Consider the following 23,277-nt stretch of genomic DNA (forward strand, 5'->3'; position numbering starts at 1 on the left):
TAATCTTTTTTTCAAAGAGCATTTAATATATATAAGCAGCCATAAACCTTTCTTCTCATTTTTAACAAGATGGACTTCACTTTATAACGCATACTAATGTAACGGTTTGATGTGAGTGATCCAAAGCTTCTATAATGAAGTATATACAATAAAGAGAAAGCAATGTCATAGCATCAGTTAATACGTTCTTTATTTTCACCGCTTACTACATAGGAAGATTTACTGCTTATAACTTTATTTGAGGTGATCACTCTTGGAACAGTGGCTAAAAAAACTTCGCAAAGGGTATGGCAAGAAACTCGTGTCTCTCCACTTCTGGAATGCCTGGATCGTAGTTATTCTCGCCGTAACGGGACTTATGCTAGTCGGTGGATTCTGGCGTGAACTACTCGGTATTGGGCGCGTATGGCTAAAATGGCTGCATATTATTGTGGGATTGGCTATGTTAGCCCCTGTTGTTTATTACTTGATCCTGGCGAGTAAACACTGGAAACAGCTTCGGAACAAGCCTTGGCAAAAAGTAAATACGATTATCGTGCTTGTTCTGCTGATTGGTTGGTTAATCTCTGGCATTGTATTGTGGCAATTTAAAATCGCAGGACCAAAGTGGTCCAATGCAGCGTTACTAACTCATGATTTGTTAACCTGGCTGGGTCTGCCCTATATTATCTACCACTCCATTACCCGTACCAAATGGTTGAAAGATTCAACTCGCCGCACGGTGAGTGCTACCACATCAACGAAAGACATCCGCGGTACTGCTGATTCATTGGGTACATCTGGAGAAAATACAGCTGCTGCTGCAATTTCAACTCCTAGATCGGATCGTACCGCTGCGACAAAATCACCTGAGCAGCCCCAGAAACCCGAACCCGTGTATACACGGCGCGCGTTTATTCGGTCTGCTGTAGGTGTGGGATTAGCCGTTACCCTCGGCCCTACCTTTGTCTCCTGGGTGGGACGCAATCTCAGTATCGATAACAGCATCGACAGTATGCTGGAGAACGACCCCAATCGGATGAGTCCGCTGCCGCAACCTGCGGCTGCTTCTTCCCCTCCTATTGGAGGAGGAGCTGAAGGGCATTTCCGAGTGTACACGGTTACGCCCATCCCTTCCTTTTCGAATGAGAATTGGTCATTCCGGATTGATGGGCTTGTCGAACGGGCACAGGTCTGGAATTGGGAACAGTTCGTTAAGCTCGCGCGCACTGTACAGGTCAGTGATTTCCATTGTGTAACGGGCTGGTCCGTATACAAAAATACCTGGGAAGGCATTCCCCTTAAACATCTGCTAACCCAAGCTGGAGTGAAGCCCGGTGCGCACAGTGTCAAGTTTTACTCTGGAGATGGGGTATACACGGATGCCATTACGATGGATCAAGCACAGATGGATGATATCATGGTGGCTGTCATGCATGACGGCAAACCCATCCCGGCAGATCTCGGGGGTCCGGTACGACTTGTCATTCCCCAGATGTATGCCTATAAGTCGGTAAAATGGTTGAATCGCATTGAACTCATCGACAGCGAACATATTGGTTACTGGGAGGAACGAGGATATGACAAGGATGCGTGGCTTACTGGCGCAGCCCAGCGCATTCCCAATATCAGTTCCTAACGTTTCACCTCCAACGATGTAGAGTCTATGAATTGAAAAACATCCTACAGACGCATAGCAAAAACCCCCGATCCAACTAATGTGGCTAATCGGGGGTTTCTTCATTTCCTAGCTTATAAGTTAGCCCTGCTGATTCAAAAGACGAACGAGTTCATCCTCATCCTCAATGGTTGGGATGCCCAGATCATGCGCTTTGGCCAGCTTGCTGCCCGCCTTCTCTCCAGCAATGACAAGATCTGTCTTTTTCGAGACACTGCCAGTGACTTTCGCTCCGAGCGCTTCCAGTCTTTGCGTTGCCTCGTCACGTGTCAGTTGATGCAGTGTTCCGGTCAGCACGACCGTTTTACCACTAAAGAAGGAGTCTTCGACGATCACTGCTGGTGCCTCAGGTGCCTGTGCTTTCACGCCCAATTCCAGCATCTTTTCGATGGCAGCCTGGGTAAACGGATCTGCGAAGAACGTTACAATACTCTCTGCGACAATGCCGCCTACGTCTGGAAGTTCAACAAGTTCTTCCACGGTTGCATTCATAATAGCGTGCAGATCTCGATAATGGTCGGCCAGCATACGAGTCGTTGATTTACCTGTATTCGGAATGCCCAGCGCGTACAGGAACGATGCAAGGTCACGATCCTTACTATGCTCCAGCGCAGCAAGAAGGTTATTGGCTTTCTTTTCACCAAACCGCTCCAGCTTCACCAGATCATCAAATTGCAATGTATACAGATCAGCAGGCTCACGCACACTGAGCTCATCATACAGCTGAATCGCTGTCTTTTCACTGAATGTCTCAATATCCATGGCATCACGGGAAGCAAAATGGGAGATTCGGGCCACAGTCTGCGGTTTACAAGCCAATTTGTTATTGCAGAACAGATGCGCTCCGCGCTGCTCCAGTGGGAATCCGCAAGCCGGACACTGCTCTGGATATATGATCTCTTCCCCATCACTCTCTTCCGTCACTTTACCCAGGATTTCAGGGATGACGTCATTGGAGCGGCGGATAAAGACACGCGTGCCCAAGGCAAACTTCAGATTTTTACGCTCAATATCGCCCACATTGTTCAATGTACAGTTCGAAACCGTTACTCCCGCCAGTTCGACCGGTTCCACACGTGCCAGCGGAGTTACTTTGCCGGTACGGCCCACATTCCAATCCACGGATTTGAGTACAGTAGTGGTCTCTTCTGCTTCGAACTTGTAGGCTACAGCCCAACGTGGGAACTTGTCCGTATAACCCAGCACTTCACGAGTGCGCATGTCGGTGATTTTGATAACGGCCCCATCAATCAGGTAGTCCAGCTGTCCCCGATTCTCCTGAATGGCGGCAAGCTGTTCCATCACATCATCAAATTCATGGAAGTACGTAATCGACGGGTTCACTTTGAAACGGTTCTCACGCAGAAAATCCATCATCTCTTGATGATTGGCAAATTCAATGTCATCCGAGTATCCTACATTGTAAAAATAGGCATTGAGTCTGCGCTCGGCCGTCGTTTTCGGATTCAGGTTGCGCAGGGCTCCGGCTGCTGCGTTACGAGCGTTTTTAAGTGGCTCTGCTGCTGTTTCATTGTACCGGTTCAGAACGGATAGATTCATGATGCCTTCGCCTTGTACTTCAATTGTACCGTCGGTATACGGAATTCGGAGCGGGACGGATTTGATCGTTCTAACCTGAGCCAAAATCCCTTCGCCAACCGTTCCGTTCCCGCGAGTAGAAGCCTGTACCAATTCACCATTAGTGTATGTCAGGTTCAAGGTGAGCCCATCAAACTTCAACTCAATAACGTAGCCAGGTTCCGGTAAAGGGTTGCCTGGATTTTTACTGTTGTAGTCATTCACGAGCTTCAGTACACGAGTATTCCAGCTCCGCAGCTGCTCAATGTTTTGGGCTTTATCCAAGCTCCACAATGGAGACAGATGGCGATGTGGGGTAAACCCCTTCAGCAGTTCGCCACCGACACGCTGGGTTGGAGAATCAGGCAAAACCATCCCGCTCTCCTGTTCCAGGGTAACCAGTTCGTCATACAGGAGATCATATTCCTTGTCACTGATCTGCGGCTGATCCATCGTGTAGTACTGATAATTATGCTGGTTCAGCTCGGTAACGAGTTGCTCCATCCGGTGCATCGGGTCCATACAGGGCCATCCCTCCGTTAATTTAATCTATGTAGAACGAACGTCTGAGCAACTCAGCGTTCGTTCGTAAACAATTATTCTACTTTGGTAATTGGTGCAAAACCGGCGAGCAGGCGTTTCACACCGACCGGAGCCGGGAAGGCAATTTGCAGTTCCGTGTCATTGCCGGTACCTTTTACCGCTACAATGGTACCCGTACCCCACTTGCCATGCTGCACTTTATCTCCTGCTTTGAAGCCTGCTTCACTATTCGAAGCTGCGGGCTTGGAGGCAGATGATGGCGTAGCATATGTTGGACGCGAAGTACTTGTGGTCACGCGAGAAGTTGGCGTGGACGAAGTAGCCGAGGAGCCACTTCTGCTCTGCTGTTCAAAGAGCTTGGCCGCACTTCCACCACCAAAGTTACTTCCGCCACTGGAGCCCAGCCCACGTCCGCCATAAGAACCACCTGCATTGGCACCACGACGGTAACGGTCACGGGCAATGGAAGTATCCTCTTTGAGCTCATCCGGAATTTCATCCAGGAAGCGCGAAGGCGGGTTCGCCGTTGTGCGTCCAAACAAGGTACGCATCTGGGCACAAGACAGGAAGAGCTGTTCTTCTGCACGCGTAATCCCTACATAAGCAAGTCTGCGTTCTTCCTCCAGCTCTTCATTATCCATAAAGGCCCGGCTGTGCGGGAAGACGCCTTCCTCCATACCCACGATGAACACAACAGGGAATTCCAGACCTTTGGCACTGTGCATCGTCATTAGAGTAACCGCGTCGCTCTGATCCTCTTCATCATCGTTCATGCTGTCGATATCTGCAATGAGTGCCAGATCGGTGAGGAACGAGACGAGCGTTTTGTCTTCATTATTTTTCTCAAATTCCATGGTCACGGAAAGGAACTCTTCAATGTTTTCCAGACGTGCACGGGATTCAAGTGTATTTTCGTTCTGCATCTCAAGCCGATACTGACTCATCTCCAGAATCTTCTCGGTCAGCTCTGTTACAGACAGGTACTCTACCATCTGATGCAGTGCGGCAATCATGTCGTAGAACTCCACCAGCGCGTTCCGCGTACGGCCCGCAAAGCCGAGATCATCCACAACCTGAAGCACACGGAATATGGAAACTCCACGTTCTCCTGCTGCAGCTGCCAGCTTCGCCACCGTTGTATCTCCGATGCTGCGTTTAGGCACATTAATGATCCGGGTGAGGCTGATATCGTCATCAGGGTTAGACAGCAGGCGTAGATACGCCAAGATGTCCTTGATCTCTTTACGATCGTAGAACTTGATGCCGCCGACAATCTGATACGGAATATCAGACTTGATCAGAATTTCCTCTATTACCCGCGACTGGGCGTTGGTACGGTACAAAATGGCATGGTTTTGATAGGATTTGCCGTTCTTCACGTTTTTACTAATCTCAGAGGTAACAAAATACCCCTCATCATGCTCGGAGTCCGCACGGTATACCTTGATCTTCGAACCGCCCTCCTTGTCCGTCCACAGCTTCTTCGGCTTACGTCCGGAGTTCAGGCCAATGACCTCATTCGCTGCATTCAGAATGTTGGACGTCGAACGGTAATTCTGTTCCAGCAAGATGGTCTGTGCCTCTGGATAGTCCTTCTCAAAGTTCAGGATATTGCTGATATCTGCTCCACGCCAGCGATAGATCGATTGGTCACTATCCCCCACGACGCAGATCCGGTGATGACTGTCAGCCAGCATGCGGCACAGCATATATTGCGCACGGTTCGTATCCTGATACTCATCGACATGGATGTATTGGAATTTCTTTTGGTAAAAGTCGAGGACTTCCGGCACTTCTTTGAACAGTTGAATGGTTGCCATAATGAGATCGTCGAAGTCGAGCGAATTGTTGGCTCTCAGACGTTTCTGGTACATTTTATATACCTTCGCCACAATGCCTTCAAAATAGTCGCCAGCCTGCTTCTCATACTGGTCAGGGCCGATCAGTTCATTTTTTGCGGTACTCATCATTGCCTGAACGGCTTTGGGCTCGAACTTCTTGGTGTCGATATTCTGGTCTTTCATACAACTGCGAATAACGGATAACTGGTCGGATGAGTCCAAGATACTGAAGTTCGAAGTAAAACCAATGCGTTCAATGTCACGTCGCAGGATGCGCACGCACATGGAGTGGAATGTAGATACCCAAATGTCGCGGCCTTGGGAGCCGCCAACGAGCTGGGATACCCGGTCCTGCATCTCACGAGCAGCTTTGTTCGTAAAGGTGATCGCCAAAATTCCCCAAGGAGGTGTCTTGCGTGTTGCGATAAGGTAAGCAATCCGGTGTGTCAGCACCCGGGTCTTACCACTGCCCGCTCCGGCCATAATCAGTAACGGTCCATCGGTTGCCTCGACGGCTTGCCGCTGAGGGGTGTTAAGCCGTGCCACGGCATCATGTATATTTACAGGTTGCATGCATGCATGCTCCTTTCGTTTGTTGATCGGTATAACAGATCTATCAGTTACACTTGGACTTCGATTGCAAAACCATCTTCTGATCGTCGTTATCCCCAGATTTTTTGATCCCCTTTATGAAAGGGAAAATCCGGTGATAAATACGAACACTTCGTTTCTTCAGATTGGTTCCGCACTCTTCGTTTCTGTGTAAACATAAACTTGTATACGAATTTGCTTAATTTAGTAGGGCAAAGTTCTATTTTAACAGATCGTAAGGGGAAATTGGGGGAATGGTAAACTAAACCGATTAAACGGTTCCTTTTACAGCTTGTACCGTCTCAAGTGCCTTCTTCAAATCGCTGTACACAATGTTACCCACGACGACGGTGTCTGCAACTTCGGAAGCTTGTGCTGCTTTATCGGGATTATCAATTCCCCCGCCATAAATGAGATGTGCGCGATCCAGTTGTCTATACGTCTCGCCGACCAGCTCCATATCGCCAAACGTTCCGCTGTACTCCATGTATACGATAGGAAGATTGAGCAGCCGCTCTGCAGCTTGGACATACGCCACCGCCGCACCAGTCGTCAGCTCTGTATCTGCTCCGGTCAAACGCGCTACGGTGGAGTCAGCATTCAGCACGATATACCCCTCGGCAATTAGCAGATCCCACGGTATGAGGTAACCAAAACGTTCGATGGCCTGTTGGTGGTGCCCAATCATCCATTTGCTATCCGTAGCATTCAGCACCATCGGGATCAGATATCCGTCAAAACCAGGCACAACCGCCTCCAGATCGGATACTTCCAGCACACAGGGCAGCTCGTAGCGACGCACGCGGGACATCAGGTCTACCGTGTTATCATAGGTGATTCCCGAAGAGCCCCCGACGATAATAGCATCGGTCCCCGACATACATACCAGATCGAGTGCTTCATCCGTGATTTCCCGGTCTGGGTCGAGCTTAAATACGTGTCTCCACTGCTTAATCATGTCTATCAACGAACATTCCTCCAGAGGTTCTTCTGCATCCTAAAAAGCTTGTAAACTAAGTCTAAGTCAGCAGGCAGTGAGTGTCAATGTTCGCATAAAAAGGGGAACAAAAAATCACAGACTTTTCCCTGTAAAGTACGGGGTCGATCCGTGATTATAAGAGGAATGAGTTATATTGAAATTAATTAATAATGGCTCGAGTAATAATGAAGGGCTACTTTTCTGAGGTAATTGGAATGTTAATTTTCCACTTATAAATGCTATGGCTTCCAGGCAAAACGTGTATTCATCTGATCCAGCTCTTCTTCCGTCAGCACATCTGAATAGACGCCATATACGCCCCACTTTTCATAGTTCGCCACCTGGTCGGTGTCATTGATGGTATGCACGTAAGTAACAGCGCCGGCCTTCTTCAACTTGGCGACGAAATTCTGATTCACTTTATATTCCGGCATGGTTACGGCATCAATATCATTCTTTTTCACAAAATCAACGACCTGTTCTTCGGTATCCTTCGTTGCATAGAGGGTATAGATAATGGACGGGAACGCATAGATTTCTTTCACGGTTTCCAGCATGGGCTCATTATAAATCTGCACGACGATGCGATCCAGTACAGATGGATCTTTCTTTTTGGCAGCGTTGACGAGAGAAGATAGCACCTGCTGAATATCCTCATCTTTCTGCTCCTTCGTATCCGTTACGATATACATATCGGGATATTGCGACAGTACATTAATGATGCCATCCGCGTCCATGGGTTGGTAGATGCCCAAAATTGGGGTGTTCATAAATTCATCGTGCGTAAGTGCCCCAGCCTGTTTGTCTTCAGGAAGCTCCTCTTCCTGTCCCAGCAGTTTGCTCATATTGGCAGTCCATTCATGTCTGGCTACGGCTACGCGATCGGAGGTGAGCATGAAGTCGATCTCAAATACTCTAGTGCCTTTCTCATAATTGGCAATCATCGCTTCATAAGCGTTGGTATAAGGCTGATCACGGATACTGCCCATGGCGTGAGCAATCAGTCGGTAGGCTGTAAATCCATCGCGCTGTTCCTCACTTTGACTCTCATAGGCAAAAAACAGGGTCCCCACGGTAACAATCAGTAGTGTAATGACTGCAGCGATTCGTTTCATATGATGTTCACATCCTTTAGGAGTGATATTGGAGGTAGGAAGTAGATAGCTAATAAGACATGACAGTGTATGTGCGGGATTTCCTTTTTGATAGCTAACTACCCGAATTGATGAGGGGTAAAACAAAAAAGCCGCCCGGAGGCAGCTGTTAAATGGTGGTATGGTTTAGCTTATTGAATCTAATACGCATTCTTGAGACCATTTCGAATGGTTTCCCAGATGATTTTAATATCGAATAATAAAGACCAGTTTTCAATATAAAAAATGTCCTGTTCGATCCGATCTTCGATGGACGTATCTCCTCTTAAACCTTTACTCTGCGCCAATCCCGTAATTCCTGGGCGGACGTGATGTTTAATCATATACTTCGGTATTTCATCCCGGAATTGATTCACGTAGTATGGACGTTCTGGCCTTGGGCCGACTACACTCATATGACCCAGTAGCACGTTGAAGAATTGAGGTAACTCATCCAGACTGGTGCGTCTAATAAATGTACCGAATGCCGTTCGACGCGGATCATCCTTCGTGGACCAACCGGTGTCGACTACACCTTCAGGAATGACTTTCATGGAGCGGAATTTAAACATCATGAAGTTGCGTCGATTAAGTCCAACACGTTCCTGTTTGAAAATGACCGGTCCAGGCGACGTCAATCGTACACCCAATGCAACGATGACCATTACCGGGGAGGTCAGGATGATGGCGACGAGAGAGAACAGAATATCGAATGCACGCTTCATTAATCGGTTTACTGCCATATCCAGCGGGATATCACGCACGTTAATCATCGGCATGCCAGCAAAGTTATCGAAATGCGGACGGGCCGGAAGATAATCGAAGAAGTCTGGAATAATCAGCGTCCGTACGCCGGCCTTCTCGCACACCTCAATAATATGCGGATATTTATCGTGAGCATCCAGCGGAAGAGCAAGGATAACTTCGTCGATCATATGAGTTGACAGGATTTCTTCCAACTGATCAATGTGCCCCATAATCGGCCTGTAGTGCTGCTCCTCCTCATGATCCCAATGACGATGATCGTCAAGGAAACCATATACCTCGTACCCGAGGTCAGGATAACTTCGGAGGTTATTATAGAATCGTTTGCCTAAAGAACCTGCTCCAAGGATTAATACGAATTGACGGTTGAAACCTTTTTTACGTAGTCTTCGCAGTTGAAGCTTAACGATGTAACGGTAAATTAGGGTAAATGCAACGTTGCCAATCATGTACATGGCCAAATATGCACGAGAAATGTCGACTTCCTTGAAGAAGAACATTAAGCTCATCAGCATAAAAAAAGCAATGCCATGGACTTGAATCAGTTTCATGAATTCATCTACAAAACGTTTTTTTCGCTTAGGCATATAAAGGGAAGACAGCACGCCCGCAAAGACGGAAAGCCCCCCGTAAACTAAGCTCCATGCAAAGTACTTCTCAATTGGCAACGAACCATGGTTGATTAGTAGTTCACTTTCAAACTTCATCCACCAAGCCACTAAAAAGGAAAACTGTATCACCATGAAGTCAGCCGCAATGTACAGTTGAGTCAAAAATTGCTGATTACGACGAATCATGTTTTCACCTCGGAAGATGTCTCATGAACTGCTGCCTTGTGGCCGGATGCTGATTTTTTTTGTGGACCCGACCGAAATAGTTTGTTGCTGATCAGAGACAATGAGAATTTTAATGAGATACCGAGCCATACGGCTGTGTTGGTCAACATACCATAGCGCTTGGCATAATGTTTACGGTGGAAAACCCACATCGCTCTATGAAACTCATAAATGATTTTCATAGGTTTACGCCGGGCACTCGCACCCTTGTAGTGCACAATATATGTACGCGGGTAGTAATAAATGCCCCAGCCTGCTTCTTTGATGCGGTAACACCAGTCGATATCTTCACCGTACATGAAGAAGGTTTCATCCAAGCCCCCCACTTGGTCGATGGTTTCACGCCGCACGAGCATGAACGCGCCGACAAGACAGTCTACCGGATACTCATCATCCGGGCTGAGATGTCCTAATTGGTACTGGTTAAACTTTGGACGATTCGGAAACATACGTGAGATACCGAATGCATAATAAAATGATGCCGATGGCGTAGGAAATCCCCGTTTGCACGCTTTATCCAGGGAGCCATCAGGAAGAATCACCTTACAGCCGGATGCACCCATCTCAGGATGGCGGTCCATAAAATAGATCATGGTATGGAGGGTATCCTTCTTTACGATGGTATCGGAATTCAGCAATAAAATGTAACGTCCCTTGGCAATGTCCATACCTTGGTTATTTGCAACAGCGAAACCTGTATTATCTCTGTTAGCAATTAATCTAACATCTGGATATCCCCCTCGGATCGCTTCCACGGATCCATCATGCGATGCATTGTCAACAACAATTATTTCATATTTAAAGGAAGTGAGAGATTCATACACTGATGCGAGACAGTCCATTGTCAGCTGGCGTGTATTGTAGTTTACAATGATGATGCTGACATCAGGACCATAGTTGTTATTATTTTTCGATCCCCCTCGTAAGGGGACATCTGCTGTTTCGACCATTTTGTAAACTCCTGACTTTGTAATGCTGTGTTTAACTATTGAAAGTATAGCATATTATGGGCGAATATGTGGAAAGCAGAACCAACCTACAAGTTATACCTTCTTCAAAAAGTATATGAGCTTAAGAACAAGGTTATCAAGAGACGCTTGACGGTAAAAGGGCATTTTGGAAGCATATCTAATTCGTTTTATCCACGAGCTGTCTAATTGGTTTAAAAAATGCTGTATATCCCTTTGTTGCTGAGCAGATAATTGATCTCTATAGGTTTCAAGAAAAAAAGATGCTTGTCTACTGAGTCTAAAGTTTCCTTCACTGAGGAAACGCTTTAATCTACTTTTCCATTTCATGAGCCAATCTTCGCTACTCCCACCAAGAACGTTCCCCTGGTGTTGACGGTACAAAATCATTGGCTCTTCATCAAAAATCACTTCTCCAAACGCACTAACATACAGATAAATCCATCGATCATGCATAATAATGGGCTTCAAATCGATGGGAATACTTCGTCTAACCAGCTCAAACGTGATTGGATTCAGGACCATTGTGCAGCCAACACAGCAGTTTTCGACCATGGCATTATACATACTTAACGGCTTCGGCGGGAGCGTCGGCCACACATTCAGGTCGTTCAGATCCTGATCTACCATTTGTGTAGAAGAACAATACATAAGTGGTATGTTCGTTTGCCTTAATTGTAGTTTAGCTACTGCTCTTCTAAATTTGTCAGGCTTCCACACATCATCCTGATCACAAAATGCGTAATAATCATACACAGGCTCAGTTTGGCGCATCAGTTCAAAAAAACTCCCGACCACACCCAAATTTTCACCTTTAATAACTCGGATTTGGTCCGGATGAGACTTAGCATATTCGTTTAATTTTTGTACAGTTCCATCAGATGAGCCATCATCCCTGATATTAATCTGGACGTCAACTTCAAGTTGTGCCAGAAGGCTTTCCATCTGCTCATCAATGTACTTTACTCCGTTATATGTAGAAACCATAATGCATACTTTAGGCTTATTCACGTGTCACCTCATGTTCTGACTTTTTTTCATTATATACGAAAACTCCCGCTCAACAGTAAGAGCGAGAGTTACATAGTGCTACTGTGGCCGTTCCTATTTTGACATTAAGCTAATAAATTCACGCAGACCCTCCCGCCATGGGCGGATATCCGCCAAACCATTGGTCCGAATGGATAGATGGTCCATTACTGAATTACGCGGCCTAGGGGCTGGTCTGGGGAACTGGTCTGTCGTACAAGGCTCCAATTGTGCTTGGATGGTAAACCCTCCAGCATTTCGAGCTTCCGCAAAGATCGCTTCCGCGAATTCATACCAAGTACAAGTACCACTATTGGAAGCATGGTATATTCCATACATTTCTGACTGCATAAGCTTCAGCAGGAAACCAGCCAAATCTGCGGTATACGTGGGCGATCCTTTTTGGTCATGTACTACCTGAAGCTTTGGTTTTTCCTGACCCAGTTTCAACATGGTTTTAACAAAATTATTTCCGTAAACACCATACACCCACGAAGTGCGAACAATAAACCATCGGGAAGATAACGATTGTACCAGCACCTCTCCTGCACGCTTGGATTTGCCATAGACACTTTGTGGATTGGTATTGTCATATTCCTGGTAAGGTACTTCTGAGGTACCGTCGAATACATAATCCGTACTGATATAGATGAGCTTTGCTCCAATCTGCTCAGCAGCTACCGCAATATTCCGGGTCCCTATGGCATTGACTTGATATGCTCCGTCTACATCCGTCTCTGCAGCATCAACAGCAGTATAGGCTGCACAATGGATGACTATTTCAGGTCGATATGTCGATATAACATTATTACAATTATGCTGATTCGTAATTTCTAATTGATCGCGAGTACAAGCTAGAACCGAATGTCCTTCTTTTTCCAAAAGCAGCGTCACATCACGTCCCAACTGTCCGTTGGCTCCAGTCACAAGGACTTTCATGCCTTGGCGTCTCCCAAACGTGAACCGTATTGCTTCTCATAGTACTCTTGATAGACCCCCGATTGAATACGCGTCCACCATTCCTTATTATCGAGATACCATTGAATCGTTTCCTTAATTCCCGTCTCAAAGTTATGCTTAGGCTTCCAGCCGAGTTCAGTCATTGTTTTGGTTGGGTCGATACCGTATCTGCGATCATGTCCAGGGCGATCCTGTACATAAGTAATCAAAGAATCCGGCTTGGCGAGTTGCTCAAGAATGGTTTTCACGATGTGCACGTTAGTTCGCTCGTTATTGCCACCAATGTTATATACCTCACCATTACGTCCTTGATGAATAACAAGATCAATCGCACTGCAATGATCCTCAACGTACAGCCAATCTCGAATGTTCAGTCCGTCTCCGTACACAGGTAGAGCTTCATCATTCAGGGCACGTGAGACCATGAGTGGAATGAGTTTTTCTGGGAACTGGAATGGTCCGTAATTGTTGGAACAACGCGTAATATTTACAGGAAGATCAAAGGTCTCGTGGTAAGCACGTACCAATAAATCTCCTCCAGCCTTGGAGGCAGAGTAAGGGCTATTGGGCTGAAGCGGAGTCTCTTCTGTAAACAATCCTGTAGGCCCGAGAGAACCATACACCTCGTCGGTTGAAACTTGGACAAACTTGGTGATATTGTGTTTCTTGGCGGCATCCAGTAACACCTGAGTACCATTGACGTTCGTCTTCACAAATACATCAGGTTTCAAGATACTGCGATCCACATGAGATTCCGCAGCAAAGTTAACCACCACATCCACACCCTGATCGATGAGGTGGTCCATTTTTTTAGCATCAGTGATATCTGCTTTGACGAAAGTATGCTGCTTGTTGCCTTCAAGTGATTTTAAATTTTCCAGATTACCAGCATAAGTGAGAGCATCTACATTGATGATTTCATAGTCCGGGTACTGCTCTAGCATGTATATGACAAAGTTACTTCCAATAAATCCGGCTCCGCCGGTAACAAGCAGTTTCATGGGATACCTCCTTTAGAGATAAAAAATAAACGTACATCTCATAAAGTCGTTCATCCTATTACTTATTCAATTTAACTGCATTTGGTGCTATTCTTCACGAAATTAAGCACCTTATTGATTATCATCGTTTACCGATCAAACAGATGTAATTGGATGTTTTTCACAACTCTAAATAATCTTTATCCAAAGTCCAATCCATGTGATGGAATTTTTTGTGATAATAGTTGTACTAACGTACATGAATATTTTAATATGCATTAGAAAAACACCCTCAAAAGTTCCAAGAGGGTGCTACATGAGAGTAGTTTCCTATATGAGTCACTTCAATAAGATTACTAAAAATCTATTCTATAGAAACCAGAAAGGTAATTAAAATTTCACGCTATCCATACTATTAGATTAATTTAAAACAAAAATCTAAGTAAATCGTAAGGCTATATTGAACGGTACCTATCATCTTTGCTGATAGGTACCGTCCAATATAGCTCTCCACCATTTTGGATTTTCTTGATACCATTTTACCGTTTCTTTTATCCCTGTTTCAAATCTATGCTTAGGTTCCCAACCTAATTCGTCTTTAATTTTAGTTGCATCAATAGCATAACGTCTATCATGTCCAAGCCGATCTTCAACATAGTTAATTAGAGAATCAGGCTTATCTAATAATTGCAAAATATGCGTTACAATATCAATATTCGTATACTCATTGTTCCCACCAATATTATAGATCTCACCAATAATCCCTTTATGGATCACGAGGTCGATTGCGCTACAATGATCCTCAACGTAGAGCCAATCTCTTACGTTAAGGCCGTCTCCATAAACTGGCAAAGACTTGTTGTTCATGGCTCGGATAATCATCAATGGAATAAGTTTCTCCGGAAACTGATATGGCCCATAATTATTTGAACATCTGGTAATGTTAACAGGGAGCCCATAAGTTTCATAATATGCTCTCACAAGCAGGTCAGCTCCTGCTTTACTAGAGGAATAAGGACTATTAGGAACCAAGGGAGTTGTTTCACTGAATAACCCTGTTTCTCCCAAAGAACCGTACACCTCGTCTGTAGACACTTGGACATATTTCAAAACACTGTATTTCCTCGATAATTCTAACAATGTTTGAGTACCAACTATATTCGTCATAACAAAAACATTCGGATCCACTATGCTCCGGTCCACATGAGACTCAGCTGCAAAATTTACGATTACATCTATTCCTTCTTGGAATAATGGTTCAATTGAGTCTTGGTCAAGAATACTAGCACAGACAAATTTATAGTTTGAGTATCCTTTAGCATTGACCAGATTTTCTAGATTTCCTGCATAGGTCAAAGAATCAACATTTATAATATTGTAATCCGGATAATGTAGCAACATATAGTTAATAAAATTACTTCCTATAAATCCTGCCCCACCAGTTACTAAAATTCTCAAGTCAGCACCTACTTTTCATTATTTTGAACCATGTCCCATTCTTCTTGGCTAGTAATAGCGTAAAACCCTGCTTTGTTTTTAAAATTACAAATGACTTGAATTTTCTTTACACTATCATTGAGATTGATATAACCAACCCATCCAGCATCATCGGCATTCTCTTTCCCTATCGCTTTAGATAATCCAGGGCGTTCAATTCCAGCTAATCCAGCTCCTAGAACCTGATTCTTATCATCAATAAATAAAATGAAATCCACTTGATCTTTATCTGAAAAAAACCATCCTGAAGCAATGCCCATATTACTCGACACCTTAGTTACTGAATCAAAATTCCCTAATAGATTATCTATAGATTTTATCTGAGATTTATTGATAGATTGACCCTCTTTATAAGCTTCTTCGAGGGAGCTTTTACTAAACAAATTAGGGAATTCGTTTTTTAACAACTGTATAACATCTACAGTGTCCTCTTTTTGATTCACTATGATAGGTTTAGATTCAGGTTTTATAGTATGCTTAAATTCAGCTTTAACTAGCACTATCAACAGAACAACAAGCAATAGATTGAATAGAATTAGCAATATTTTTTTCATTTTTTCCTCTTTGGAGATATTATGAATGATTTTGGCAAAATAGCGTCACTGGGATGGCGCTAGCCACCACTATAGAATCAAAAGAGTGAGCTCTTTTTCTAGATCCTAGTAATAAAGGCGGCCAAACTCTTTTTAGATAATAGCACAAGCTTTCGATTAGTAATCTCTAATAATCTTACAATACTATAGTTATCAAGAACTCGAAATCTAAGTATTGCTTCACCATTAATTTCTCTTTCCAAAACCCAAGCATGCATACCCTCATTTGCTACAGAAAAACTCATTTGCTGAACTATTCTTCCGTCCTGAACAAGTTCTAAAAATAAATTAGCACCCAGACTTGAAAAAAGAAAATAATTAATTTTATTACCCACTCCAGATAAAGAATACTCAACATATCCACTATATGGGATAGTATTAGATATCGTCAAAATTGAGTTCTTCTTAAAATATTTATTTTGGACTGTAATTCCATCTATAAATCTAAGATGATTACTAACTAGTACATCATAAAGGTCATGCTCTTTTCTAAACAGTTTTTGGCTGCCAAGTTTAGACGCAGTAGCTTCTTTATTCTTTGTCAGTTCAAGTACCGATGAGGCTATACTATTATTTTTTAGTAATGTTTCATGAAGAATAGCTCTCATAGACCCGATTTCTTGGATATTATCCATTCTGTCTGAAATAAAAACTTCGTCCATTTGATTTGTCTTTTTTTCTAAAAAACGAGACTTTTTTTCTAATTCAACTAATCTATTTCTAACTTCTTTGATGTCCCTGTCTATCTTTTCTTCAAGTCTATTTCTAACTTCTTTGATGTCTCTGTCTATTTTTTTTTCAAGTTTTTCATCCCATTTTTTAACATCTGATAAAACTGATGTTCCCATGTCTCGGTTTATTTCTCTGTTACGAACTTCATGAATAATATCGGGTTCATTTTCATTAGCCAACTCTTTTAATTCTATTAATTCATTCGAAGTGTAAGGAGAACCTGATTTATTTATTGCTAAAACATAGTATATTTGATCACATACATTTTGGAGTGACCTACGGGCATTTCGCTTCTCATCCTCAGATAAATCTATATATTCAGGGAAATAAAAGTACTCCACACTAACTGTGTGTATATTTATAGCTAATTTGCTATTATCACTTGTACCTAGTCCCCAAATAAAAGCATGAGGATTATAATAATCCTTTAGTTCGATAGAGGTAGTAGAGTCAGGCGGTGCAAAAAAACGGAAAGTCGATTCATTAAACACCTGTTTATGATAAAAATTCGCAAAATTCACAGTCTCCATATGATAAGGAGCCAAGACATAGATTAAAGAATTATGCTTACTTACACGATAAATTTCCTCCATGATGAAGTAAATATCATCAAAATGTTCCAACGAATGAGAACATAACATAATATCAACCGAATTGTCTTCGAGAGGAATTCCATTATTTAAGTCTGCCACGATGTCAACTCCAGGGAGTTGGAAACGATCAAGTCCGAGGTACCCCCTGGACTTTCGTTGTCCACAACCCAAATCGACTTTTACTAAATCTTCCATAATTTCGCCCTCCAGCGTATAACAAGTCATTCCTTCAAGTCAATATAAAGCAAATCAACAATCGGAAGGTGAATTTCTAATCGATTAAATAATTTGTATAAGTAACTCCTTTTATCTCTGTTCTCGAATGTCCCAATAACATTGAAGTTGTTTTTGAATGAGAATTGAACTGTAAACATCTTTTCTGAACAATTGAAAATTGGTTCAAATTTAAAATAAGTCCAGTTATTAAACTTAATATCATTGTTCTCCACTAGTGACTCTCTTATCTTCCTCCCTTTAAAAAATAAGGACATATGGATCGTTCCACTATCAAGTTTTTCATTCATAGTACCGAAAATCACGCCTATTTCACTTAACTGAGTTATGTCACAATTAAAAGTATACTTCTTTGATTTAGAAATAGGCCTCGAAAAGCTAAGGGCATTAGTGTCTATGACTCTAGGAGTGACAGGACTATCCTCTTGTTTCAAAGATAAAACGTGTCTCTTATGTTTCGGCGTACTGGTTTTTAACACAAGATATTCTAACAGTCCATTTCTTACTGTTTGTAAGGTGTATTCATCTTTTATTAATCTCTTAAAGTTTCTAGATATATCATTCCAGTTTTCTTTATTTTCAATAGCTCTCTGAATAGTTTGATGGATACTTGTGGTTGTGAAATTTTCTGATAAATATCCCGTTACACCATCAACTATCAATTCAGGTATTCCCCCACAAGGACAGGCGACTGAGATCAATCCACCTGCTGAGCAAATTAACAAGGTCTGCGGAATGCTTTCGTCAACTGAAGTTGACAATATAATGTCATTATTAGAGATTATCTCCTCCATAGGTGCAAGCCCATGAAGCTTAATATGTTCCTGTAATCCATTTTTTTCAATATAAGTTTGTATCTCCTCCACATAGGACGACAATACTTGAAGTTTATATCCGTATATATTGAGCTCTATGTTATATCCATCTTGAAGGAGTAGATGACATGCTTTAACTGCCTCTAGCTGGCGCTTCCTTTTTTGTAATGTGCCGCCAATTGCTATTGAAATTTTTTCCCCATTATTATCCCCTTTAGAGAAACAATCCCGTAAGACTATTGAAGGTATTTTTACTGTCGTTAAATCAAATGCTTGATTGTAAATTTTAGCAGCCCACTCCGAATCAGAAATTGTTCCACTTGCTGCAAGTTTTAATTCCAATATTTCTTCGTAGGAATATCCTGTTGGCTGAAATAAGGCAAACACAGAATGAATATCTGACATGGAGGCCACTGAGACAATGTCTGGAATGTAACTACTAGATATTATTAATCCAATATTTTGAGAAGATATCCAATTAAGTAAAATTTCAATATAATTTTCTTCTTTATTGTTTGAATTATACGGAGCCTTAATAACCGGTTTTAGACCTAAATCTTGAATATATTTATTTATAATAGCATCGTTTTCATCATCCCCGTAGCTTTTTTCTTCAGGTACACAAACCTGAACATCAATACCGGCACTATGAAGCATTTTACCAATTTGTACACCATAAATTTCCGAGCCAGAAACCATAGAAGAATTCAGGAATATAAAACATTTATTATGATTAATGTTTGTTAACAATTTGCCCGTACTTATAATGTAGCTACTAAAATCATCTTCTTCTAATGATACTTTTCTGGTATTAGTTTTGAGTATAGAATCATCAATTTTAGTAAGATTAATTACAAGGTTCGATAAGTCCATTAATTGAACAGCAGCTCTACTCTGTTTTTCATCCCATGGAAGACCTTCTTTAGGAAAGTATAAATCCATTTTAAATACATTTTGAACACATTCAAGTTGATTGTAATCAAGCACATTCGGGGAAATTTTTGTTTGAAGACCATACGAGATTAAGTATACAACTGGTATATTGAGTTCTTTATATTGGTGAATACAATCGATAATAGAAGGGCCAGAGCAGTCTACCAAAAAAAGAAAATCAATATCTGATGGCGAATATGATGATAGTTGCCATTCTCCACAAGTTATGACAATTGAATCTGAGTACTGCTGTTGTAGGAGTTTTTTATACATGGAAACCTTATCGTTATATACATTACATACTAAAAGAATCCGCATTTTTCGATTTAAACCAAATTCAGTTCTGAATGGTGATAGTTTGTTATTACTATTCCCAAACAATTGGTTATTAAACGAGTTTTCATTGCTATAATAGATATGACCATCAAAAAAAGGTTTATATACGATGTTCTCTACATTCAAGTACTCATCATAACTTTTTAAATACGGTAATAAAGCGTTGAAGTCAAATACATCAAATTGATCAATTGTACTCGGAAGTAACTTATTAGTTCTTTCAGTAATAAGTCTTTCATCAGTCATATACGCATACGTTAATTTGTAATCCATTTTAACCGAAAGCCCCAGCGAAACTGGAGAGGAAGGACCTAGTTCAGTACTAAGTATCTTATTCACAAAATTAAAGGAAGCACCTAAAGATTTAGCTCTAAACCATAAATCCCAATCACATAAACGCCGCATTCCAATATGAGAATCATAAAGTCCATATTTTTCGAAGAAGGACCTTTTACAGAGCACTGAACCATTTGGAATAGTGTTTAAATGATATAATATTTCAAATGTTAACGGCCATTCTCCAAGAAGAAAATATTGCTCGTCGTTAACTTTCATATTTGTAATAGAATATTGAACATCAGCTGGTTTTGTATTCATTTCATCTAGTAAAATTTCCAAAAAAAGAGGGTCCCATATGTTATCATCAAATATAAAGGCAACATAATCCCCTCTAGCTTTCAATATGCCTTCATTTGTTCTAACAGCTGGTAAACCGCAATTAATATCATGACGTATATAAACTATTCTATTATCTTTTGAAGCAAATTGAGTTATAAGATCTTGTGATCCGTCACTAGAACCATCATCAATAATGATAAATTCAAAATTTTTATATGTCTGTCTCAGGACCGACTCTATACAACGTTTGAGGAAGCCTTCTGCCATTCTAGAGTAAGTTGGCATAACAATACTAACTAAGGGATTATTATTCTCGTAACCATTATCAAGGATATTCTGATCTTTAGTGAACTCTTGAAATTTCATTATCATTTTCCTTTTTTCTGTTAATAGTTTTTTTAATTCCTTCTTCAAGGTTATATTTTGGTGACCACTCACAGTCTTCTTTAATCTTTGATATATCTAAAACATTTCTAGTAACTCCACTATAATTATCTTTCCTAACTATTACTGCTTCTCTCTCCAGAACCCTCTCAATTATTTGTATGATATCCATCAACTTTCTGCCTTCACCAGTTCCAACATTGTATATCCCGTTTTTGCTTCGATTTAACAGTGTAATAAGTGCATCACAAAAGTCATCAATGAAAATGTAGTCCCTTACAGAATTCTCTGCTCCACTCCATATGGAAATATCCTTGCCATTAAGAATATTCTGTATAAAAATATCTATAACTCCTTGCTCAACTTTTCTATAAAAGTGACAACCATAAATATTTGAAATCCGAAGAATGAGATAATCGATATTATGAACTCGATTATAAAATTTTATAATTTCCTCACTTAATAATTTTCCTTGCCCATAAGATGATAGAGGGTTCAGTTCAGTCGATTCAGTCAAAATTTGTTCTTCGACACTTCCATATATTGTCCCCCCCGATGAAGGAAACACTATCTTTTTAACATTTAATCTTACCATTGTATCTAAGACACTATCCAGTGCTGAAAGTGTATTCTGTAATTCAAATCTCAAATTATATTGACTAGAACTTGGTAACGAATGTGAAATAAAATAAAATACAACATCTATATTTTCCATTGCCAAATTAATTAAATTTTCATCAAATACATTCCCTACCATGGTCTCTATATTTAATCCATTAAATCTATTATTGATATTTCTGTCTAGAATTCTTACATTCCAACCATTGTTATATAATGTCATCGCTACGCTAAAGCCTATAAAACCTTGTCCACCAATCACTAGAGCACTTTTTCCCATTCTTCTCCTCCATTTCCCTTTTTTAAACAAAATCTAAACCATTTCTTGAAAGGAGAATGTTAATTTAAGATATAAATTTCCCTTTTAGCGATCCTCAGTATACGTTTTTTTGTAAAACTGACCTGGTTTGTCAAAAGGGTACAGTAACACTTATGCCCTTGTTTTAATAATCCATCGACTTTTCTCCGGTTTACAGACTTCTATATTCTTTTCTTTTAAATCATATCGTACCTTCTTTATCAACTGCCAAACCAGTTGTGTAATTTATATAAGCTGTCGTAACTTCCTCTGGAGTACCAATCATTTTAATTTCTCCATATTCCAGCCAAATACACTTATTACAAAACTCTAAGGCAGAGGACATACTATGCGTGACATAAACGAGAATTTTGACACGATCTACAAGTTCATTTAATCTAGATTGCGCCTTTTTCAAAAATTTAGCATCACCTGCAGCTATAACTTCATCCAGAAGTAAAATATCTGGTTCAACTGATGTCGAAACTGAAAATGCCAGTCGAATGAACATACCAGAGGAATAATATTTGACCGGTAAATTCAAATGTTCACCTAATTCGCTAAAATCAGCAATTTCTTGCATCTTCATTGAAAGCTCTTTCGGTGATTGACCAAGCATTAATCCTCGAAGTTTAATATTCTCCCAGCCGGTTGCTTCCATCTCGAATCCTGTGGATAATTCGAATAAACTAGCCACTTTCCCTTCAATTCTCATTTCACCACTCTTGGGAGGAAATATGCCGGCTATAACTTTTAAGAACGAACTTTTCCCCGCTCCATTGTGGCCAATTATCCCTAGACGGTCACCATCTGACAAAGATAAATTAATATTTTTTAAAGCATGAATTGTCTTTTTTTTCTCTAACAACTTATTTTTATATTTTTTTGGAGTTAATATATCTTTCAAACTGCTTTCCTGCATGATCTGGTACTGCAAATTAACATTATTCATTTCAATTAAGCTCATAGTGTTTCACCTTTCACAATCTAAAAGTGATTTTTCTGCCTATTTTATTAATGAGTATTATAGATATTTGAATTAATAATAACGTAATTATTATGCAAATCATCCAAGTTCTCCAACCGGGGATGTTTTTACCCAATAGTGGCCCTCTTATAATTTCCAAAAAGTAATAAAATGGATTGAGAAGATAAACCCATTGGAAGTTTCTTGAATCCATCATTTCAGGTTTATAAATAATTGGGCTCAAGTAAAAAAATCCTTGAAGCACCAGTGATTGTAACGGCTGGAAATCCCTTATATACAAGTTCACTATTGATGAGATCGTAGCCCAAGCCGAACAAAATAACAGCCAAATTATTAGTGCCGGAAAAATATACAACATATTGAACCCAAAACTTCCTGGATCTATAAAAATATACAATAAAAAGAATGCCGCTAATGAAATAAGTAAATTCACAAAGTTGACAATACTAGCTCTTAAAGGGAAAATTTCTATAGGTACTTGCGTTTGCTTAATGTATCCCTGAGAACTTAAAAAGGAAAGCGCACCACCTTCAGCACTACTTGTGAAGAAAATCCAAGGTAATAAGCCGGAAAATAAGTAAGGAACCAACTCTTTAAGTGGGGTATTAAAAACTACTGAATATACCAAGCCAATAATAAGAACGATACCAAGAGGAGAGAAGAAATTCCAAGCTACTCCGAGTAAAGAATTCCTGTATTTATTTTTTAGATCTTGTCGCGTCAAACTCAACAATATATAGCGGGCCTCATATAAATTTTTAAAATATTTCACCCTATC

General features: G+C 41.1%; 17 protein-coding genes. 1 reads left to right on the top strand and 16 read right to left on the bottom strand.

What is annotated here, in order from left to right:
• Window positions 1–253 precede the first annotated feature (253 nt).
• Window positions 254–1,618 (top strand): molybdopterin-dependent oxidoreductase, encoded by a 1,365-nt coding sequence (locus tag F4V51_RS25805; RefSeq protein WP_153980075.1) that lies wholly within the window; start codon window positions 254–256, stop codon window positions 1,616–1,618.
• A gap of 120 nt (window positions 1,619–1,738) precedes the next feature.
• On the opposite strand, the gene ligA is transcribed toward F4V51_RS25805, so the two are convergent.
• From ligA to F4V51_RS25885, 16 genes are all read right to left on the bottom strand, one after another.
• Complete coding sequence (gene ligA / locus F4V51_RS25810) at window positions 1,739–3,757, bottom strand: NAD-dependent DNA ligase LigA (protein WP_153980076.1); 2,019 nt, start codon at window positions 3,755–3,757, stop codon at window positions 1,739–1,741.
• A 74-nt stretch (window positions 3,758–3,831) separates the two neighbouring features.
• Window positions 3,832–6,192: a DNA helicase PcrA gene (gene pcrA / locus F4V51_RS25815; RefSeq protein ID WP_153980077.1), complete on the bottom strand. Its 2,361-nt coding sequence runs from the start codon at window positions 6,190–6,192 to the stop codon at window positions 3,832–3,834.
• Between the two features lie 289 nt (window positions 6,193–6,481).
• Window positions 6,482–7,177 (bottom strand): heptaprenylglyceryl phosphate synthase, encoded by a 696-nt coding sequence (locus F4V51_RS25820; RefSeq protein WP_153980078.1) that lies wholly within the window; start codon window positions 7,175–7,177, stop codon window positions 6,482–6,484.
• Between the two features lie 251 nt (window positions 7,178–7,428).
• The gene (locus tag F4V51_RS25825) at window positions 7,429–8,304 is read right to left on the bottom strand and encodes a phosphatidylinositol-specific phospholipase C/glycerophosphodiester phosphodiesterase family protein (protein ID WP_153980079.1); all 876 of its coding nucleotides are present in this window, start codon (window positions 8,302–8,304) and stop codon (window positions 7,429–7,431) included.
• 179 nt (window positions 8,305–8,483) lie between these two features.
• Window positions 8,484–9,884 carry an undecaprenyl-phosphate glucose phosphotransferase gene (locus F4V51_RS25830; RefSeq protein WP_153980080.1) on the bottom strand — a complete coding sequence of 467 codons (1,401 nt, stop codon included), beginning with the start codon at window positions 9,882–9,884 and terminating at the stop codon, window positions 8,484–8,486.
• Complete coding sequence (locus F4V51_RS25835; protein WP_236146847.1) at window positions 9,881–10,765, bottom strand: glycosyltransferase family 2 protein; 885 nt, start codon at window positions 10,763–10,765, stop codon at window positions 9,881–9,883. The genes F4V51_RS25830 and F4V51_RS25835 overlap by 4 nt, the downstream gene beginning before the upstream one ends.
• Before the next feature lie 201 nt (window positions 10,766–10,966).
• Complete coding sequence (locus tag F4V51_RS25840) at window positions 10,967–11,902, bottom strand: glycosyltransferase family 2 protein (RefSeq protein WP_236146646.1); 936 nt, start codon at window positions 11,900–11,902, stop codon at window positions 10,967–10,969.
• Window positions 11,903–11,995: 93 nt separating this feature from the next.
• Window positions 11,996–12,859: a dTDP-4-dehydrorhamnose reductase gene (rfbD, locus tag F4V51_RS25845; RefSeq protein ID WP_153980082.1), complete on the bottom strand. Its 864-nt coding sequence runs from the start codon at window positions 12,857–12,859 to the stop codon at window positions 11,996–11,998.
• The gene (gene rfbB, locus F4V51_RS25850; RefSeq protein ID WP_153980083.1) at window positions 12,856–13,881 is read right to left on the bottom strand and encodes a dTDP-glucose 4,6-dehydratase; all 1,026 of its coding nucleotides are present in this window, start codon (window positions 13,879–13,881) and stop codon (window positions 12,856–12,858) included. Before rfbB (F4V51_RS25850) ends, rfbD begins: the two co-directional genes overlap by 4 nt.
• A 453-nt stretch (window positions 13,882–14,334) precedes the next feature.
• Window positions 14,335–15,318: a dTDP-glucose 4,6-dehydratase gene (gene rfbB / locus F4V51_RS25855; protein WP_153980084.1), complete on the bottom strand. Its 984-nt coding sequence runs from the start codon at window positions 15,316–15,318 to the stop codon at window positions 14,335–14,337.
• A gap of 8 nt (window positions 15,319–15,326) precedes the next feature.
• A complete protein-coding gene (locus F4V51_RS25860) occupies window positions 15,327–15,911 on the bottom strand; it encodes a hypothetical protein (RefSeq protein WP_153980085.1) in 585 nt (194 codons plus the stop codon).
• 98 nt (window positions 15,912–16,009) lie between these two features.
• Window positions 16,010–17,470 (bottom strand): methyltransferase domain-containing protein, encoded by a 1,461-nt coding sequence (locus F4V51_RS25865; RefSeq protein ID WP_162009991.1) that lies wholly within the window; start codon window positions 17,468–17,470, stop codon window positions 16,010–16,012.
• A gap of 26 nt (window positions 17,471–17,496) precedes the next feature.
• Window positions 17,497–20,577, bottom strand: a complete 3,081-nt coding sequence (locus tag F4V51_RS25870; RefSeq protein ID WP_162009992.1) for a glycosyltransferase — start codon at window positions 20,575–20,577, stop codon at window positions 17,497–17,499.
• Window positions 20,555–21,493 (bottom strand): NAD-dependent epimerase/dehydratase family protein, encoded by a 939-nt coding sequence (locus tag F4V51_RS25875; RefSeq protein ID WP_153980088.1) that lies wholly within the window; start codon window positions 21,491–21,493, stop codon window positions 20,555–20,557. The genes F4V51_RS25870 and F4V51_RS25875 overlap by 23 nt, the downstream gene beginning before the upstream one ends.
• 220 nt (window positions 21,494–21,713) lie before the next feature.
• Window positions 21,714–22,478: an ABC transporter ATP-binding protein gene (locus F4V51_RS25880; RefSeq protein WP_153980089.1), complete on the bottom strand. Its 765-nt coding sequence runs from the start codon at window positions 22,476–22,478 to the stop codon at window positions 21,714–21,716.
• Between the two features lie 13 nt (window positions 22,479–22,491).
• Window positions 22,492–23,271 carry an ABC transporter permease gene (locus F4V51_RS25885; RefSeq protein WP_162009993.1) on the bottom strand — a complete coding sequence of 260 codons (780 nt, stop codon included), beginning with the start codon at window positions 23,269–23,271 and terminating at the stop codon, window positions 22,492–22,494.
• Window positions 23,272–23,277 lie beyond the last annotated feature (6 nt).

Source organism: Paenibacillus xylanilyticus, assembly GCF_009664365.1.
Classification (GTDB): Bacteria; Bacillota; Bacilli; order Paenibacillales; family Paenibacillaceae; genus Paenibacillus; species Paenibacillus xylanilyticus_A.

What these genes read in the sequence shown, in the direction of transcription:
- F4V51_RS25860 (WP_153980085.1), bottom strand. Translation starts at nt 15,911, where the DNA reads ATGAAAAAAATATTGCTAATTCTATTCAATCTATTGCTTGTTGTTCTG.
- F4V51_RS25870 (WP_162009992.1), bottom strand. Translation starts at nt 20,577, where the DNA reads ATGAAATTTCAAGAGTTCACTAAAGATCAGAATATCCTTGATAATGGT.
- rfbD (WP_153980082.1), bottom strand. Translation starts at nt 12,859, where the DNA reads ATGAAAGTCCTTGTGACTGGAGCCAACGGACAGTTGGGACGTGATGTG.
- F4V51_RS25865 (WP_162009991.1), bottom strand. Translation starts at nt 17,470, where the DNA reads ATGGAAGATTTAGTAAAAGTCGATTTGGGTTGTGGACAACGAAAGTCC.
- F4V51_RS25830 (WP_153980080.1), bottom strand. Translation starts at nt 9,884, where the DNA reads ATGATTCGTCGTAATCAGCAATTTTTGACTCAACTGTACATTGCGGCT.
- ligA (WP_153980076.1), bottom strand. Translation starts at nt 3,757, where the DNA reads ATGGACCCGATGCACCGGATGGAGCAACTCGTTACCGAGCTGAACCAG.
- rfbB (WP_153980083.1), bottom strand. Translation starts at nt 13,881, where the DNA reads ATGAAACTGCTTGTTACCGGCGGAGCCGGATTTATTGGAAGTAACTTT.
- F4V51_RS25835 (WP_236146847.1), bottom strand. Translation starts at nt 10,765, where the DNA reads ATGGACTGTCTCGCATCAGTGTATGAATCTCTCACTTCCTTTAAATAT.
- pcrA (WP_153980077.1), bottom strand. Translation starts at nt 6,192, where the DNA reads ATGCAACCTGTAAATATACATGATGCCGTGGCACGGCTTAACACCCCT.
- F4V51_RS25875 (WP_153980088.1), bottom strand. Translation starts at nt 21,493, where the DNA reads ATGGGAAAAAGTGCTCTAGTGATTGGTGGACAAGGTTTTATAGGCTTT.
- F4V51_RS25880 (WP_153980089.1), bottom strand. Translation starts at nt 22,478, where the DNA reads ATGAGCTTAATTGAAATGAATAATGTTAATTTGCAGTACCAGATCATG.
- F4V51_RS25825 (WP_153980079.1), bottom strand. Translation starts at nt 8,304, where the DNA reads ATGAAACGAATCGCTGCAGTCATTACACTACTGATTGTTACCGTGGGG.